Here is a 14931-nt window from a genome sequence, read left to right as displayed (position 1 = left end):
GTTACCTCGATTCCGGGGTCAGCAGGGCTTTGACGGGGGTGGCCTGGCCGTTCATCAGCCGGGTGAAGACCTCGGCGCCCTCTTCCAGGGGGAAGGTCCGGACCCAGCTCAGGTCCCAGCGGCCGACCAGGCCGACGGCCGCGGCGAAGTCGGCCGCATCGTAGGCGAACGAGCCCAGCACGCGCTTCTCGCCGCGCACCAGGTCGGCGGCGTCGTACCCGGCGACGTGGTCGGCCAGGCCGAGCCAGACGGCCACGCCGCCGGGGCGCAGCCGGGACAGGGACTGCTCGTGGGTGGCGGCGGCGCCGACCGCGTCGAAGATCACGTCGTACTCGCCGGTCAGCTCGGCGCCCGCCGCCACGCCGCCGAGCCCCGCGGCGACGGCCAGCCGCTCGGGCGAGCGGTCGGCCACGTCCACGCCGGCCGCGCCACCGGACAGGGCGGTGAGCAGGCAGGTCAGGCCGATGGCCCCGGCGCCGATCACGCCCACGCGCGCCCCGGCCGGCCGCCCGGCCAGCCCCCAGGCGTGCACGGCGTTCGCGGCCGGCTCCACCACGCCGGCGGCGGTCCAGCCGAGCCCGTCGGGCAGCGGCACCACAGCCCCGGCCGGCACCGCGACGCGCTCGGCGAAGGCGCCCGGCCGGTGCACGCCGATGATCTGCCGCTTCCTGCACACGTTGGGCCGGCCGATCAGGCACACGTCGCACGCGCCGCACGACAGGATCGGGTTGACCGTCACCGGCCGCCCGTCGTCGGTGCGCCCGGCGAACTCGTGCCCCATGACCAGCGGCGGCACCCGGAACCCGGGGGTCCGCACGCCGTGCAGCTCACTGCCGCAGATGCCGGAGGCCACCACGTGCACCAGCACCTCGTCCGGCCCGGCCACGGGCTCGGGCACGTCCCGCTGCTCCACGACGCCGGGGGCGGTGAAGACGAGAGCCCTCACGAGGGCCGGCCGGCGGTCGAATGCGCGCGTTCCATGGAGATCCCGTCCTGTTCCTGTTCCGTCATAAGGAATGCTATTCCGAACTGGCGCTAGGAGACCATTGCGGCGAAGATCGTGTCAAGCGGCCGAGAGGAAGTGAGGGGGCGTCACCGCACCCGGCACGACAGGAGCGGCCGGGTCGAGGACGTCATCCTCGACCCGGCCACCCTGTTCCGAATCACGGAAAGCCGGTTTGACAGGCAGAATCAGCGCAGCAGTACGGGCACCGCCAGCGGCCCCTCGGTGATGATCGACGCCGTGTAGGCGATCTCCTCGGGGCGGACCGCCAGCCGCAGCCCCGGGAACCTGCCGAACAGCGACGACAGCGCGATCCTGGCCTCCAGCCGGGCCAGCGGCGCCCCCAGGCAGAAGTGCGGGCCCCGGCCGAAGCCGAGATGCCCCTCCTTGGCCTTGCCCAGGTCGAAGCGGCCGGCGTCCGGGCCGTAGCGGGCCGGGTCGGTGCCCGCGCCGGTGAGCCCGACGACGATGGGCCGTCCCGCCGGGATGGTGGTGCCGGCGACCGTGACGTCCTTGAGCGCGTAGCGGAAGACCAGGCCGACGACCGAGTTGCGGCTGCGCAGCGCCTCCTCGACCACCTGCTCCCACGCGTCCTCCGTACGGGCGCGGTCGAGCTGGGCGGGGTCGGCGCACAGGGCCACGACCGCCTTGGCGATCAGGTGCACGGTCGTCTCGTGGCCGGCGACGAGCACGACCCACAGGATCCACAGCAGCTCGTTGTCGGACAGGCGGCCGCCGTCGTCCTCGTTGGCGCGGATCAGGCCGGTGGTCAGGTCGTCGGCCGGCTCGCGGCGGCGGCGCGCGATGAAGGCCGCCAGATAGCCGAGCAGCGACCCGGCCGCCGCGTTCACCTCGTCGGGGGCGGCGGCGTGCGACAACATCACCCCCGTCCACTCGCGGATCTGCGCCCGCTCCTCCTGCGGGACGCCGAACAGCTCGCAGATCACGGCGACCGGCAGCGGCTCGCTGAAGGCGTGCACGAGATCGACCTCGCCGTCCCGCTCGGCCATGCGGTCGAGCAGCTCGTCGGTCATCTCCTGGACGCGCGGCGCGAGGGCGGCCACCCGGGCCGGGGTGAAGGCGCGGTTGATGAGGCTGCGCAGCCGCCGGTGGTCGGCGCCGTCCTTGGTCAGCAGGTGGTCGCCCTCGATGACCTGGCGCAGCGGCCAGTCGGCGGGGACGCTGCCGTCATGAAGGCCGGTGAAGTTCCTGGCGTCCTTGCTGTAGAGCGCCTCGTCGTTGGCCAGCACCTCGTCCGTCGCCTCGTAGGAGGTCACCAGCCAGCCGTTCACCTCCCCCGGCAGCAGGACGGGCAGGACCGGTCCGTGCTCGTCCCGCAGGCGGCGGATCGTGTCGGACGTCCGCTCGCCGGGAACCGGGAACGGAAGTGGCGCGGTGTCCAATGCAGCCTCCCATGTACGGATGTCTCCCTACTCTCCGTGGTAACGCCGATGGATCCAAGGGGTGAGGTTGTCACCCCTTGGCAGGCAACATCTGCCTCCTCCGCCACGTCGGAGCCCCAGGATCGGCGGTCTCACACGTTCGGCAGCCCCTCCCCCTCGGGTTCGAGCGCGTACGCGATCCCGGCGTCGACCTCGCCGTCGTACCCGGCGCGGAACGCCGACCCGTACGCGTCGTCGCCCAGGGCCTCGCGCGCCTGCCGCTCGCACTCCTGCCGGGCCGCCACCCAGGCCGGGACACTGGCCTGCGCCTGACCGTGGCTGCTCCAGATCCGCTGCGCCAGCCCCAGCAGCCGGGCCGCCCGCTCGGGCCGGCCCGCGGCCCCCGCGCCGAGCGCCAGCAGGTCGACGGTCAGCCCGATGCCGAAGTCGTCGTGCAGCCTCCGCTTGGTGCGCAACGCCGCCTGCCCGTAGGCGACGGCCGCCGCCACCCGCCCGCGGGCCAGCTCGGCCTGGCCGCGCAGCAGGTCGCCGTGGGAGCGCATGGCCTGCTCGCCCTGCTGGTCGCACAGGGCGCGCAGATCCTCCAGCACCGAGATCGCCTCCTCGATCCGGCCGGCGACGGTGTGCGCGACTGCCCGGCACATCAGCGCCAGCAGCCCGGCGATCGTCAGCTCGTCGCCGCTCCAGCGCATCGCGTACGCCGGCTCCGACTCCGCCATGGCCTGCTCCAGGTCGCCGCGGATCACGCCGGCCGACGAGCGCAGCGCCTTGACGCACAGCGCGGCGAAGGCGTCGTCGTCGGCCGCGGCGGCCTCGCACTCATCGGCCCGCGCCTCGACCGCGGCGGCGTCCCCCTGGGTGGCGGCGAGCAGGCCGTCGGCCCACAGGGCGCGGGCGCGGACCGGGCCGGGGGCCGGGTCGAGCGCCAGGGCCTGGCCCAGGTAGTGGCGGCCCTCCTTGGCGTAGCCGCAGCCGTACCAGAAGAAGGCCAGCGTGCCGGCCAGGTCGAGGGCGGCCGCGCCGTCCCGCTCGCCGAGCGCGGTCTCCAGCGCGGCGCGCAGGTTGTCGTGCTCGCCGACCATCCGGTCGTACCAGGCGGGCTGGCCGGCGCCGAGCCAGCCGGCCGCGCCGCGCACGGCCAGATCCTGGTAGTGGGCCCGGTGCCGGCGGCGCAGTTCCTCCTCCTCGCCGAGGCCGCGCAGCCAGCCCGCGCCGTACTCGCGCAGCGTGTCCAGCATGCGGTAGCGCTCGCCCGAGCCGGTCGGCAGCCAGGTCAGGATCGACTCGTCGGCCAGGGCGTCGAGCAGCAGCCCGATGTCGGCCTCGGGCAGCCGCTCGTCGGCGCACACCCGGCGCGCCGCCTCGGCGTCGAAGTCGCCGGCGAACACCGACACCCGCGCCCACAGCAGCCGCTCGGCGGGCTCGCACAGCTCGTGGCTCCACCCGACGGCGGTACGCAGCGCCTGGTGCCAGGGCGGGTCGGCCTCCTGGGTGAGCGCGGGGTCGTCCTCCAGGGTGGCGAAGCGGTCCTCCAGCCGGTCGGCCAGATGGCCCAGGGGCAGGTCGCGCAGCCGGGCCGCGGCCAGCTCGATCGCCAGCGGGATGCCTTCGAGCCTGCGGCACAGCCGGACGACGTCGTCGCGGTTGGTGTCGGTGATCTCGAAGGTCGGCATCGTCGCCGCGGCGCGCTCGACGAGCAGGGTCACGGCGTCATGGCCGAGCGGCGCGGTGGCGCCCGCGGCCGGCACCGGCAGCGGGTCGACCACGATCACCAGCTCGGGGCCCACCTCCAGCGGACGGCGGCTGGTCGCGAGGACGTGCAGGCCGGGCACCGCCGCGAGCAGCCCCTCGACGGTCGCCGCGCACGCCCCGACCAGGTGCTCGCAGGTGTCGAGCACGAGCAGCAGCTCGCGCCCGAACAGGTGCTCGGCCAGCACCTCGGACATGGGCCTGGTGGTCTGGTCGGTGAGCCGGAGCGCCTCGGCGATGGCGTGCGGCAGCAGGGTCCCGTCGTCCAGCGGCGACAGCTCCACCAGCCAGCAGCCGCCGGCGAAGTCGGGCCGCAGGTCGGCGGCGGCGCGCAGGGCCAGGCGGGTCTTGCCGACGCCGCCCACCCCGGTCAGGGTCACCAGCCGCGAACGCCGGCACGCCCTGCGCACCTGCTCCAACTCCGCGCCGCGGCCGATCAGGCTCGTGAGTTCCGCTGGAAGGTTGCCCGCCTGCCACTTACCTGCCATCGTGATCGCCACCTATCGGATGAAGTTGTGACAGCAGCTTGCCGGAACCTGATGCACTGCGTGACTAAAAGTGAGAAAGTAGCTACTCACCCTGTTCGCCGCGTCCGGAAAGAAGAAGCCGATATCCGGAGACACACCATGCGTTCACAGCGAGGCTGGTTCCTGCTGTTCCTGCTGGTCGAAGGGGTTGTCGCGCTCTATGTCACCTTCGGGCGCGCCGGTTTCGACCCGCTGACGGGGCTGCTCGTCCTCGCCCCTGCGACGGGGCTGGCGTCCGTGGCCTACCGGTTCCAGTGCGACCAGGAGCGCGAGTTGTCCCGGGTGCGGCAGATCGCCGAGCTGGCCCAGCAGGCGATCGTCCGGCCGCTGCCGCCCCGGCTCGGCGGCATGAGCCTGGCCGTCCACACCCGTTCTGCCACCGACCAGGCGCTGATCGGCGGCGACCTGCACGACGCGCTGGTCGCGCCCTCCGGGGTGCGGCTGATCGTCGGCGACGTCAAGGGCAAGGGCATGGAGGCCGTCCGCCTGAGCGCCGTCGTGCTGGCCTCCTTCCGGCGGCACGCGCCCGACGCGCCCGACCTGGTGACGCTGGCCACGGCGCTCGACGCCGACCTCGTCCCGCACCTGGGCGAGGAGGACTTCGTGACCGTCCTGCTGGCCGAGTTCGTGCCCGGCGAGGTGCGGCTGGTCAACTGCGGCCATCCGGCTCCCCTGCGCATCGGCCACCGTCTGGAGGCGCTGGAGCCGCCCGAGCCCTCGCCGCCGCTCGGCCTGTGCCCCGAGCCGCGGATGCGGCGCGCCGGGCTCGGCCTGTCCCAGCGGCTGCTGCTCTACACCGACGGCCTGAGCGAGGCCAGGGACGCCGACGGCGTTGAGTTCCCGCTCGACCAGCACGTCCGGCACGCCCTGGCCGCGCCCGGCCTCGACCACGCGCTGCCCAACCTGCTCGACCTGCTGGACGAGCACGCCGGCGACCTGCGCGACGACCTGACGCTGGTGCTGGTGCAACCGGTGCCCGCGCCGGACCCGGCCGAGCGCGCGGCCGGTCCCGCGCCGGACGGCCCGGCCGCCACCGCCCTTCCGGCCGACTCCCGCAAGGACGGCTTCTGAGGGAGGACCGCGGCGGGGGCCGCCGGGATCGGACCCCCTAAGGTGGGGACGTTCGTTGGCGGCGTCCCCGAGAGGAAGTTCCGGTGAGCGGTACCGGTGAGCTTGCCATACCCGAGTCGGTCGAGAGCGCGGGCCGTACCGGGCCGCCTTCGAGCCGGCCGGCGCGATGGCTGCTGCGGCACCAGGTCCAGCCCGTCGGCCCGGAGTCGGCCGAGGGTCACGGCGAGCCGCAGCCCTGGTGGAAGGTCATGTGCCTGACCGGCGTCGACTACTTCTCCACCCTGGCCTACCTGCCCGGCATCGCCGCGCTCGCGGCCGGCGCGCTGTCGCCGCTGGCCACGCTGCTCATCGTGGCGCTGACGCTGCTGGGCATGCTGCCGATGTACCGGCGGGTGGCCAAGGAGAGCCCGCACGGGCAGGGGTCGGTCGCCATGCTCGAACGCCTGCTGCCGTTCTGGCGGGGCAAGCTGTTCGTGCTGGTCCTGCTGGGGTTCGTGGCCACGTCGTGGATCATCACGATCACGCTGTCGGCCGCCGACGCCTCGGTGCACATCCTGGAGAACCCGTACTTCCCGAGCTTCCTGCACGGGCACGCGGTGATCATCACCGTGGTGCTGCTGGTGGTGCTCGGCGGGGTGTTCCTGATGGGCTTCACCGAGGCGGTCGGCGTCGCCATCCCGCTGGTGGCGCTGTTCCTGCTGCTCAACGCGGTCGTCGTGGCCGTCGGGTTCGCCGACGTGGCGGCCGAGCCGGAGACCCTGTCACGCTGGACGGACGCGCTGCTCAACGGGCGCGGCGGCTTCACCGGGCTGGTCGGCCCGGCGGTGCTGGCCTTCCCGCTGCTGGTGCTGGGCCTGTCCGGGTTCGAGACGGGCGTCAGCATGATGCCGCTCGTGGCCGCCCAGGGCGACGACCCCGAGCAGCGGCTGCGCTCGCGCATCGGCAACACCCGCAAGCTGCTGACCGTGGCCGCGCTCATCATGAGCGTCTACCTGATCGCCACCAGCTTCGTCACGACCGTGCTCATCCCGGCCGAGCAGTTCGCGCCGGGCGGGCAGGCCAACGGCCGGGCGCTGGCGTACCTGGCGCACGAACGGCTCGGCGAGGGCTTCGGCACGGTCTACGACGTCAGCACCATCCTCATCCTCTGGTTCGCCGGCGCCTCGGCCATGGCGGGCCTGATCAACATCGTGCCGCGCTACCTGCCCTCGTACGGCATGGCGCCCGAGTGGGGCAAGGCCGTCCGGCCCGTCGTGCTGGTCTACACGGCCATCTGCGTCCTGCTCACCCTGGCCTTCAACGCCGACGTCGACGCCCAGGCCGGCGCGTACGCCACCGGCATCCTGGCCATGATGGTCTCCGGCGCGGTGGCGGTGACCATCTCGGCCGTCCGCCACCGCCAGACCCCGGCCGTCGTGGGCTTCGCCGTGCTGACCCTGGTGCTGGTCTACGCGCTGGTGGAGAACATCAGGGAGAAGCCCGACGGCATCACCATCTCGGCGTTCTTCATCCTCGGCATCGTCGCGATCTCGCTGATCTCGCGGGTGTCGCGCACGACCGAGCTGCGGGCCGACCGGATCGAGTTCGACGAGACGGCCCGCCGGTTCGTCACCGACTCGCTGAACCACGACGGCGCGCTCAACATCATCGCCAACCGGCGCGGTCCCGGTGACGCGGCCGAATACCTGGCCAAGGAGAGCGAGCAGCGGTCCATGAACCCGGTGCCGGGCCGGGCCGACGTGCTGTTCCTGGAGATCGACGTCATCGACCCGTCCAGCTTCAGCGACGTGCTGCGGGTGCGCGGCGTCGAGGTCGACGGCCACCGCGTGCTGCGCGCGGAGAGCCCGGCGGCGCCCAACGCGATCGCGGCCGTGCTGCTGGCGCTGCGCGACGGCACCGGGGTGCGGCCCCACTGCTACTTCGAGTGGGCCGAGGGTTCGCCGATGGTGCACCTGCTGCGTTACCTCATCCTGGGCCGCGGCGACACCGCGCCGGTCGTCCGCGAGATCATCCGCAAGGTCGAGCCCGAGCCGCAGCGGCGGCCCGGCATCCACGTCGGCGGCTGACCGGCCGCGACCGGTCCAGGGCCGGTCCAGGGCCGCTCCAGGGCCGGTCCAGGGCCGGTTCGGGGTCGCGTCAGGGCCAGCGGGTGCGCAGCCAGGAGAGGGTGGCGCGGCGGGAGCGTTCGCGACGGTCGCGCAGCGCCGGCGGCGCGGGCGCGGTGGCCGAGCGCGTCCAGTAGCCGAGGAGGGCGACCAGGAGGGCGTCCACCTGGTCGGCGGGCGCCCGGCGGCCGAGCGGGTGCGTGGTGAGCAGGCGCTCTGGGTCACGCGGCCCGAGGTCCGACTGCAGCAGCAGGCAGACCAGGTCGGCCCAGGCCGGGCCGGTGCAGGCACGCCCCCAGTCCACCAGGCTTGCGGTCCCGTCGCGGTCGATGAGGATGTTGTCGAAGCGCGGGTCGAAGTGCAGCAGCGTGCCGCCGGTGACCAGGGCGGTCCAGCGGCGTTCGACCGCGGCCAGGCGGGGCAGGCGGGCGCGTTCCCAGGCTCCGGCGCGGGCGGGGTCGAGGGTGTTCCACAGCTCGCAGCGTCCCGACATGCGCCCGGCCAGCGTGGGCAGGCCCTCCAGCGGGGACGGGGTCAGCTCGCGGGCGCACGCGGTGAGCAGGGCGAGCGCGGCGGCCAGCTCGTCGTCGTGCCAGGGCTCGTGCGGGATCCGGCCGGGCGCGACCTCCGAGCAGAGCAGGACCCACCCCGCCGCCTCGCAGGAGAACAGGAACCGGGGGGCGGGCACGCCCGGCGGCAGGGCCGCGCCCACCACGGCCTCCGCCCGGTAGTCGGCCGCGTGCGGCGAACCGGCGGGCACGGCCTTGACGAACACCCGGCCGCCGCCGGCGAGCGTGAGCACGCCGCGCACGCCGCCGGTGAAGCCGCCGTGCCGCTCCGCGAAGCCGGCCGCCGCCCGCCCGAGCCGCCGCTCGACCTCCCGGACGAGAGCACCGGGCAGGTCCTCCCACCCGAGCGGCCCGGTCCGGTTGCCGGGCAGGTCGTGCCGTTCGGGCGGAGTCGTCCGATTGCCGGGCAGGTCGTGCCGTTCAGGCGGAGTCGTCCGATTGCCGGGCGGGTCGTGCTGTTCAGGTGGTGTCATCCGGTTGCCGGGCCTCCTGGAGGTCGGGCTGGGCGGCGTCGCGGTCGAGGCCCAGCAGGGCGAGGCGGAAGCGGGCGCAGCGCGCTTCGAGCTCGCGCTCGTCGTCGAGGATCCACTGTTCGATCATGGTCATCCAGTGAACACACCGGCCGCCGGGGGCCGGCCGACTTGGCGCAGTCTTTTCACTGGAGCAACTCGACCGTGCCGCGCTCGCCGTCCACGCGGACGCGGTCGCCGTCGCGCAGCCGCATGGTGGCGTTGCCGGTGCCGACCACGGCCGGGATGCCCAGCTCGCGGGCCACGATCGAGGCGTGCGACAGCGGCGCGCCCATGTCGGTGACGACGGCGGCCGCGCGCGGGAACATGGGGGTCCAGCCGACGTTCGTCAGGGTCGTCACCAGGATCTCGCCGGACGCCAGCCGGTCGCCGTCCTCCGGGCCGGCGATGACCCTGGCCACGCCCTCGACCACGCCCGGCGCGCCGGGGAACCCGGTCACGGTGTCGCTGACCGGGACGTCGAAGCCGCGGGCGTCGTAGACGTCGGCCCGGCGGCCCGGGTCGGCGGCCCACCGGACGGGGTCGAACCGGCCGACGATCACCGTCGGGTACGGCGGCAGCGCGGCGTACCGGTCGTGGGTCGCCCGCCGGACCGGGATCCGGGCCAGGGCCGAGGCGTCGCCGCGCAGCACGTCGAGGATCTCCTCCAGGTAGAGGTGGAACAGGTCGTCGCCGTGCCCGGTCAGCTCCCCGGCGCGCACCACGAACGCCCGCAGCACCCAGAAGGCCCGGATGTTCTCCGAGCGGGCGCTCTCCCGGTCGCGGACGACCGCGTTCCACCGCCGTACCCGGGCGCGCATCCGGGCCTCCTTGCCGGGGTAGCGGGCGGCGAACCGGGCCCACGCCTCCTGCCTGGCCTTCTCCTGCCGGGCCAGCAGCGCCTCGGTGCCGGCCCGCAGATCGCGCAGGCCGGCGAGCTGGGCGTCGATCCAGGCCGGGTCCTCGCCGGGCCGGGGCCTTGAGACCTCGAACTCGTGCGGGCCGCGGTGCCCGTAGGCCAGCGCGAACTCCTCCCTGCTGATCTCGCCCCTGGCCAGCCGGCCCAGGCCCAGGACGGGCCCGAGGCTGGCCAGCTCGCCGTCGGCGTTGACGCCGGTGAGCATGGCCTCGGCGTCTGCCTCGCCCATCAGCCTGCGCAGCCGGTCGCGGGTCCAGACCAGCGTGGCGCCGCCCTGGCGGCCGGCGGCCTCCAGCATGCGGCTGGAGGTGACCAGGTGGGGCTCGATGGCGGACGTCCACAGGTCGGCCAGCTCGGGGCCGCCGGTCGTGGCGGCGACGCGTTCGCGCAGCTCCTCGCAGCGCTGCCGGGAGGTGGCGAGGAAGGCCGGCAGGTCCTTGATGTTCCGGCGCACCCGCCGCTGGAGGGTGACGGCCATCGGCAGGACGCGCCGGACGATCTCCCAGCGGGACAGCCGCACCAGCGGCACCTCCAGGCCGGCCGGCAGCCTGCCGAAGACCTGCTCGACCGCGCCCAGCCTGCTCCGCATGCCCAGGGCCGCGGCGATGGAGTGGACGACGCTGAGGTTCATGTAGAAGCGGCCGCCGATGTTGCCCACCAGGTCGAACCCGGGCAGCGCCGAGGCCGACATGGCCTCGTGGATGAAGATCCGGACGAACGACCAGGTCGCCGGCGTCATCACGTCGGGGATGGCCTCGCCCAGGTTGCCCGCGGTCCACAGGTAGTCGCCCTTGAGGCTGTCGTTCCACTCCTCGACCTGCGGTTTCAGGCCGGTGATCGGGCGGGCCTGGAGGATCGCGAACGTGCCGTCGCGCCTGGCCCACTCGACGTCCATGGGCATGCCGTACAGGGCCTGGACGCGTTCGCCGAGCGCGGCCAGCTCCACCGCCTGCGCCGCGTCGAGCACGGGAGCGCGGCGCAGCTCCTCGGGCACGGGCTCCTCGCGGGTGCCGCTCGCGGTGCGCACGGTCATGACGGTCTTGTCGGCGACCCGCGAGCCGGTGACCCGGCCGCCGGACAGGGTGATCGTGTCCGGCGTGACCTGCCCGCCGACGACGGCCTCGCCGAGCCCCCAGGACGCGTTGACCACGATCTCGTCGCGCGCGCCGGTGACCGGGTCGGCGGTGAACATGATCCCGGCCGCGTCGGCGTCCACCAGCTCCTGGACGACCACCGCCAGGGCCACGTCGTCGTGCGGGACGCCGTTGCGCTCGCGGTAGGCGACGGCGCGCGGGTTCCACAGCGAGGCCCAGCAGCGGCGGACCGCCTCCAGCAGGCCGTCGGCCCTGACGTTGAGAAAGGTGTCCTGCTGCCCGGCGAACGACAGCTCGGGCAGGTCCTCGGCGGTGGCCGAGGAGCGCACGGCCACCGCGACGTCGTCGCCGAGCGCGGCGTGCGCGGCCCGGATCTCCTCGGCCAGGCCGGCCGGGATCTCGTGCGCGGCGAACAGCGCGCCGGGGTCGCCGCCGGCGGCGATCTCGTCGGCGAACGCCGCCACGAACGACCGGTACGCCCGCGTCGTGACGACGAACCCGCCGGGCACCGGCAGCCCCGCCCTGACCAGCCGGGCCAGCGAGGCGCCCTTGCCGCCCGCGGTGCCGAGGTCGGCGGCTTCGTCGTCGAGGGGGATGACTGCCTTCATTGCACGCGCTCCTTGGCCGGGCTCATGGATGTCGCCAGTTTGCGCCGGGCGACGTCGGCGAGGGCGTCGAGGAGGTCGAGCGTGGCCCGCGCGACGGCGGCGGCGTCGTCGGGCGGCAGCGCGCGTCCGGTGCCCACCGCGCGCTCGACGGTCTCGGCCAGCAGATCGGCGACGCGGTCGTCGGGCAGCCGCTCCGACTCCGGCTGAGCGCCGGGCAGGAACATGAAGCCGTAGAAGATCGAGCCGATCACCGTGACGTGCTCGGCCGGCTCGGCGCGCACGGCGCCCAGCCGGACCAGCTCGCGCAGGTAGGCGTCGAAGGGGCCGCCGAGTTCGAGGCCGCCGGCCGCCGGGCCCTGCCGCTTGAGCCGGGTGAGCTTGCCGAGCACCTCGGAGTCGTCGAGCAGCACCGCGTGCAGCAGCGGCCGGTGCAGCAGCGCCGAGGCCAGGCTCCCGAACAGCTCGCCGAGGGTGGCGGGCGCGCGGTCGCGCACCCGGTCCAGCATGAGCACCCGCTCGCGCCGCAGCAGCGCGGCGAACAGTTCCTCGCGCGTCTTCCAGTGCAGGTAGATCGTGCCCTTGGCGACCCCGGCGCGCCTGGCGACGTCGTCGACGGTGGTCTTGTCGTAGCCCCAGCGCAGGATCAGCTCGGCGGCGGCGTCGAGGATCCGGTGGGCGCGCTCGGCCTGCCGCGCGGGGTCCTGCGGCGGCCTGCCCGCTCTGGCCATACGTCGTCCTCCAATTGTTTGACTGGATGAGCTTATGTGGTCACGTAATTGATGGCAAGGCCGGATCTCCCGTACGCCGCCGGGAAGGGGCCGCCGGGCCGTAGCGTGGGGGGCATGGGCAAGGCGTTCTGGATCGACCAGGAGTTCGACAGGGACCGTGACGGGCGCTACGCCGTGCACGTGCGCAAGAACCTCGACGAGTTCGAGTGGGGGGACATCGCGCCGGTCAGGTTCGCCTGCGCGGCCTGGCGGCTGGCCACCCCGCCCGCCCTCACCCCCGGCTACGTGCGCTGGGACCGCCGCGTCCTGGAGGCCACCTGCCACCGCAACACCTGGGACGGCACCCTGTTCGCGCGCGTCCGGATCGTCTCGCCGCCGCCCGCCGAGCTGACCAGGTCGCGCGCCTGGTGGCGCGACCGCGGCTGGCTGGGCTGGCAGGAGACCTTCGGCCAGTACGTCGAGCCGAGCCAGCAGGACCTCGCCCGCATCCCGTTCCTGCGCGCCACGCTGCTCGTCGAGGCGCCCGTGCCCCTCGGCGACCTCCCGCCGGAGCCCGAGGGGCCGCACGACGAGGTCGAGCAGCGTGCCCACCGGGCCGTGCTCGTGCTGGTCCGCGAGCTCAACGCGCTGGTCGCCCCGGTGCTCGACCAGCTCGGGTAGCCCGCCGGCCAGCATGCCCGGTGCCCCCGTGGGTAGCGGGAGGCTCATGAGATTTCCGTTCGTCGTGACGGCGCTCCTCCTGGCGGCCGTCGGCTGCGCCGTGGACACGACGTCCCCCGCCCGCGCGGCCGAGCAGTTCCACGCGGCCCTGGCGGCGCACCAGGAGGACGCCGCGTGCGGGCTGCTGGCCAGGACCACCGCCGAGAAGCTGCCCGACCGCGGCCAGACCTGCGCCCAGGCGCTGGGCGACCTCAAGCTGGGGCCCGGCGGCGCGGTCACCGAGGTGAACGTGTGGGGCAAGGAGGCCCAGGTGCGGCTGGCCGGCGACACCCTGTTCCTGCACCGCTTCGACGACGGCTGGCGGGTCAAGGCCGCGGGCTGCCGACCCGTGCACGACCTGCCCTACGAATGCGAGGTGGAGGACTGATGCGGGTGATGTTCACGCTGACCCTGCTCGTCATCGCGGCGGGGCTGGCCTGGTTCCTGGCCATGGGGTGGGCGCGGTTGTGAAGTGGTTGAAGGAGAACTCCCTCTCGCTGGCCTTCCTGGTCATGTTCCTGCTGGCGCTCGGCGGGCAGGCGGTGGCGGGCATGCTGCAGTTCAACGACGTGCAGCTGGTCCAGGGCGCCGACCCGGTGTCGTTCGCCGAGTACGTGACCTCCTCCGACTTCGCCGTGGACGTGGCCGAGAACTGGCAGTCGGAGTATTTGCAGTTCTTCCTGTACATCATGCTGACCGTCTGGCTCGTCCAGAAGGGCTCCCCCGAGTCCAAGAAGGTGGAGGACGCCGGGGCCGAGTCGGACGAGGAGCAGCAGGTCGGCGCGTACGCCACCAGCTACTCCCCCGCCTGGGCCAAGGCCCGCGGCGCCCGGCTGTGGCTGTTCAGCAACTCGCTCGGGCTGGTGATGGGGGCCATCTTCGTGCTGTCGTGGCTGGCCCAGTCGGTGGCGGGCCAGGCGGCCTACAACTCCGAACGGCTCGGCGACCTGCGCGACCCCGTCTCGTGGGGCCAGTACGTGACCTCCGCCGAGTTCTGGAACCGCAGCCTGCAGAACTGGCAGTCGGAGCTGCTGGCCGTGTTGTCGATGGTGGTGCTGTCGGTCTACCTGCGTCAGCGCGGCTCGCCCGAGTCGAAGCCGGTCGGCGCCCCGCACGCGGCCACGGACGTCGAGGGCTGACCGGTCAGCACGGCCACGACGCGGGTGCCCGGCGCGAACGCCCCCCGCCGGGCCAGGTCGAGGACGCCGTAGAGCATCTTGGCCACGTAGACGCCCTCGACCCGGTGCTCGGCGGCGAACCGGTCGAGGGCGGGGGTCGAGCGGGCGTAGCCGCCGAAGTGGTGGTCGAGGTCGAGCGACCAGTTCGTCCAGGTGCGGCCGTAGGCCTCGCGCTGGAGCCGGGCCACCTCGCCGGCCAGGAAGCCGGCCCCCTTGAGCACCGCGAAGCCCAGCGCCCGCCTGCCCTCGGGCAGCCCGGCCGAGATGCCGGCCAGCGTGCCGCCGGTGCCGACCGGGCAGCAGACGACGTCGTAGTCGACGTCGATCTCGGGCGGCAGCTCGGCGCAGCCGCGCACGGCCGCGGCGTTGCTGCCGCCCTCGGGCAGGATGGCGACGTCGCCCCACCGCTCCCGCAGCCGGGCCTGCACCTCGGGCGTGTGCTTGAGCCGGTAGGTGGCGCGGTCGAGGTAGGTGAGGGTCATCCCGCAGGAGGCGGCGAAGGCGAGCGTGGGGTTGAGCGGCAGGTGCTCCTCGCCCCTGATCACCCCGATCGTCTCGATGCCGTGCAGCCTTCCCGCCTGGGCCACGGCCCTGATGTGATGGGAGTACGCCCCGCCGAAGGTGAGCAGCCGCCGATGGCCCAGGTTGTACTTGAGCTTGCGCCGCTTGTTGTCGTCGTGCATCAGGAACACCCGGACCTGGCCGAGCGCTGGATCCAGGAGCTCCTCCATGGCGCTAGTCTACGGTCGGGCCTTTGTTGAGGAGTGTT

At 73.8% G+C, this 14931-nt stretch carries 13 protein-coding genes; 5 read left to right on the top strand and 8 right to left on the bottom strand.

Annotation, left to right across the window (positions count from 1 at the left end):
• Position 1 precedes the first annotated feature (1 nt).
• The 3 genes from AB0C33_RS26090 to AB0C33_RS26080 form a co-directional block, all read right to left on the bottom strand.
• On the bottom strand, positions 2-946 hold the full coding sequence (locus tag AB0C33_RS26090) for an alcohol dehydrogenase catalytic domain-containing protein (protein WP_358292235.1): 945 nt from the start codon (positions 944-946) through the stop codon (positions 2-4).
• A 245-nt stretch (positions 947-1191) separates the two neighbouring features.
• Positions 1192-2406, bottom strand: coding sequence for a cytochrome P450 (locus AB0C33_RS26085; RefSeq protein ID WP_358292233.1), 1215 nt, complete (start codon positions 2404-2406; stop codon positions 1192-1194).
• A gap of 131 nt (positions 2407-2537) precedes the next feature.
• Positions 2538-4655, bottom strand: a complete 2118-nt coding sequence (locus AB0C33_RS26080) for an ATPase (RefSeq protein ID WP_358292231.1) — start codon at positions 4653-4655, stop codon at positions 2538-2540.
• 126 nt (positions 4656-4781) lie between these two features.
• Here AB0C33_RS26080 and AB0C33_RS26075 point away from each other — a divergent pair, with 126 nt between their 5' ends.
• Both AB0C33_RS26075 and AB0C33_RS26070 read left to right on the top strand, forming a co-directional pair.
• Complete coding sequence (locus AB0C33_RS26075; protein ID WP_358292229.1) at positions 4782-5753, top strand: PP2C family protein-serine/threonine phosphatase; 972 nt, start codon at positions 4782-4784, stop codon at positions 5751-5753.
• An 83-nt stretch (positions 5754-5836) separates the two neighbouring features.
• Positions 5837-7819, top strand: a complete 1983-nt coding sequence (locus AB0C33_RS26070; RefSeq protein WP_358292227.1) for an amino acid transporter — start codon at positions 5837-5839, stop codon at positions 7817-7819.
• Positions 7820-7889: 70 nt separating this feature from the next.
• Here AB0C33_RS26070 and AB0C33_RS26065 read toward each other — a convergent pair whose 3' ends face one another.
• From AB0C33_RS26065 to AB0C33_RS26050, 4 genes are read right to left on the bottom strand one after another with little or no spacing between them, the layout of a single operon-like run.
• Positions 7890-8900, bottom strand: a complete 1011-nt coding sequence (locus AB0C33_RS26065; RefSeq protein WP_358292224.1) for a phosphotransferase — start codon at positions 8898-8900, stop codon at positions 7890-7892.
• Complete coding sequence (locus AB0C33_RS26060) at positions 8887-9033, bottom strand: hypothetical protein (RefSeq protein WP_352352560.1); 147 nt, start codon at positions 9031-9033, stop codon at positions 8887-8889. The genes AB0C33_RS26065 and AB0C33_RS26060 overlap by 14 nt, the downstream gene beginning before the upstream one ends.
• Positions 9034-9082: 49 nt before the next feature.
• A complete protein-coding gene (locus AB0C33_RS26055) occupies positions 9083-11557 on the bottom strand; it encodes a PEP/pyruvate-binding domain-containing protein (protein WP_358292221.1) in 2475 nt (824 codons plus the stop codon).
• Positions 11554-12285 carry a helix-turn-helix domain-containing protein gene (locus AB0C33_RS26050; RefSeq protein WP_358292219.1) on the bottom strand — a complete coding sequence of 244 codons (732 nt, stop codon included), beginning with the start codon at positions 12283-12285 and terminating at the stop codon, positions 11554-11556. The genes AB0C33_RS26055 and AB0C33_RS26050 overlap by 4 nt, the downstream gene beginning before the upstream one ends.
• 114 nt (positions 12286-12399) lie before the next feature.
• Here AB0C33_RS26050 and AB0C33_RS26045 point away from each other — a divergent pair, with 114 nt between their 5' ends.
• From AB0C33_RS26045 to AB0C33_RS26035, 3 genes are all read left to right on the top strand, one after another.
• Positions 12400-12945, top strand: a complete 546-nt coding sequence (locus tag AB0C33_RS26045; RefSeq protein WP_357979448.1) for a hypothetical protein — start codon at positions 12400-12402, stop codon at positions 12943-12945.
• Positions 12946-12991: 46 nt separating this feature from the next.
• Positions 12992-13372 carry a hypothetical protein gene (locus AB0C33_RS26040; protein WP_358292218.1) on the top strand — a complete coding sequence of 127 codons (381 nt, stop codon included), beginning with the start codon at positions 12992-12994 and terminating at the stop codon, positions 13370-13372.
• A gap of 79 nt (positions 13373-13451) precedes the next feature.
• Positions 13452-14123, top strand: coding sequence for a DUF6766 family protein (locus tag AB0C33_RS26035; RefSeq protein ID WP_358292215.1), 672 nt, complete (start codon positions 13452-13454; stop codon positions 14121-14123).
• On the opposite strand, the gene AB0C33_RS26030 is transcribed toward AB0C33_RS26035, so the two are convergent.
• Positions 14057-14893 carry a pyridoxal-phosphate dependent enzyme gene (locus AB0C33_RS26030; RefSeq protein ID WP_358292212.1) on the bottom strand — a complete coding sequence of 279 codons (837 nt, stop codon included), beginning with the start codon at positions 14891-14893 and terminating at the stop codon, positions 14057-14059. The genes AB0C33_RS26035 and AB0C33_RS26030 overlap by 67 nt on opposite strands.
• Positions 14894-14931 lie beyond the last annotated feature (38 nt).

The organism is Nonomuraea sp. NPDC048881, assembly GCF_040649795.1.
Classification (GTDB): domain Bacteria; phylum Actinomycetota; class Actinomycetes; order Streptosporangiales; family Streptosporangiaceae; genus Nonomuraea.
The sequence above is the reverse complement of the archived record's forward strand: the minus strand, read 5'-3'. Positions and strand labels throughout refer to the sequence as shown.

Excerpts from the sequence above, each read along its gene's own strand:
- AB0C33_RS26060 (WP_352352560.1), bottom strand. The coding sequence starts at position 9,033 with ATGACCATGATCGAACAGTGGATCCTCGACGACGAGCGCGAGCTCGAA.
- AB0C33_RS26055 (WP_358292221.1), bottom strand. The coding sequence starts at position 11,557 with ATGAAGGCAGTCATCCCCCTCGACGACGAAGCCGCCGACCTCGGCACC.
- AB0C33_RS26050 (WP_358292219.1), bottom strand. The coding sequence starts at position 12,285 with ATGGCCAGAGCGGGCAGGCCGCCGCAGGACCCCGCGCGGCAGGCCGAG.
- AB0C33_RS26040 (WP_358292218.1), top strand. The coding sequence starts at position 12,992 with ATGAGATTTCCGTTCGTCGTGACGGCGCTCCTCCTGGCGGCCGTCGGC.
- AB0C33_RS26030 (WP_358292212.1), bottom strand. The coding sequence starts at position 14,893 with ATGGAGGAGCTCCTGGATCCAGCGCTCGGCCAGGTCCGGGTGTTCCTG.
- AB0C33_RS26045 (WP_357979448.1), top strand. The coding sequence starts at position 12,400 with ATGGGCAAGGCGTTCTGGATCGACCAGGAGTTCGACAGGGACCGTGAC.
- AB0C33_RS26065 (WP_358292224.1), bottom strand. The coding sequence starts at position 8,900 with ATGACACCACCTGAACAGCACGACCCGCCCGGCAATCGGACGACTCCG.
- AB0C33_RS26075 (WP_358292229.1), top strand. The coding sequence starts at position 4,782 with ATGCGTTCACAGCGAGGCTGGTTCCTGCTGTTCCTGCTGGTCGAAGGG.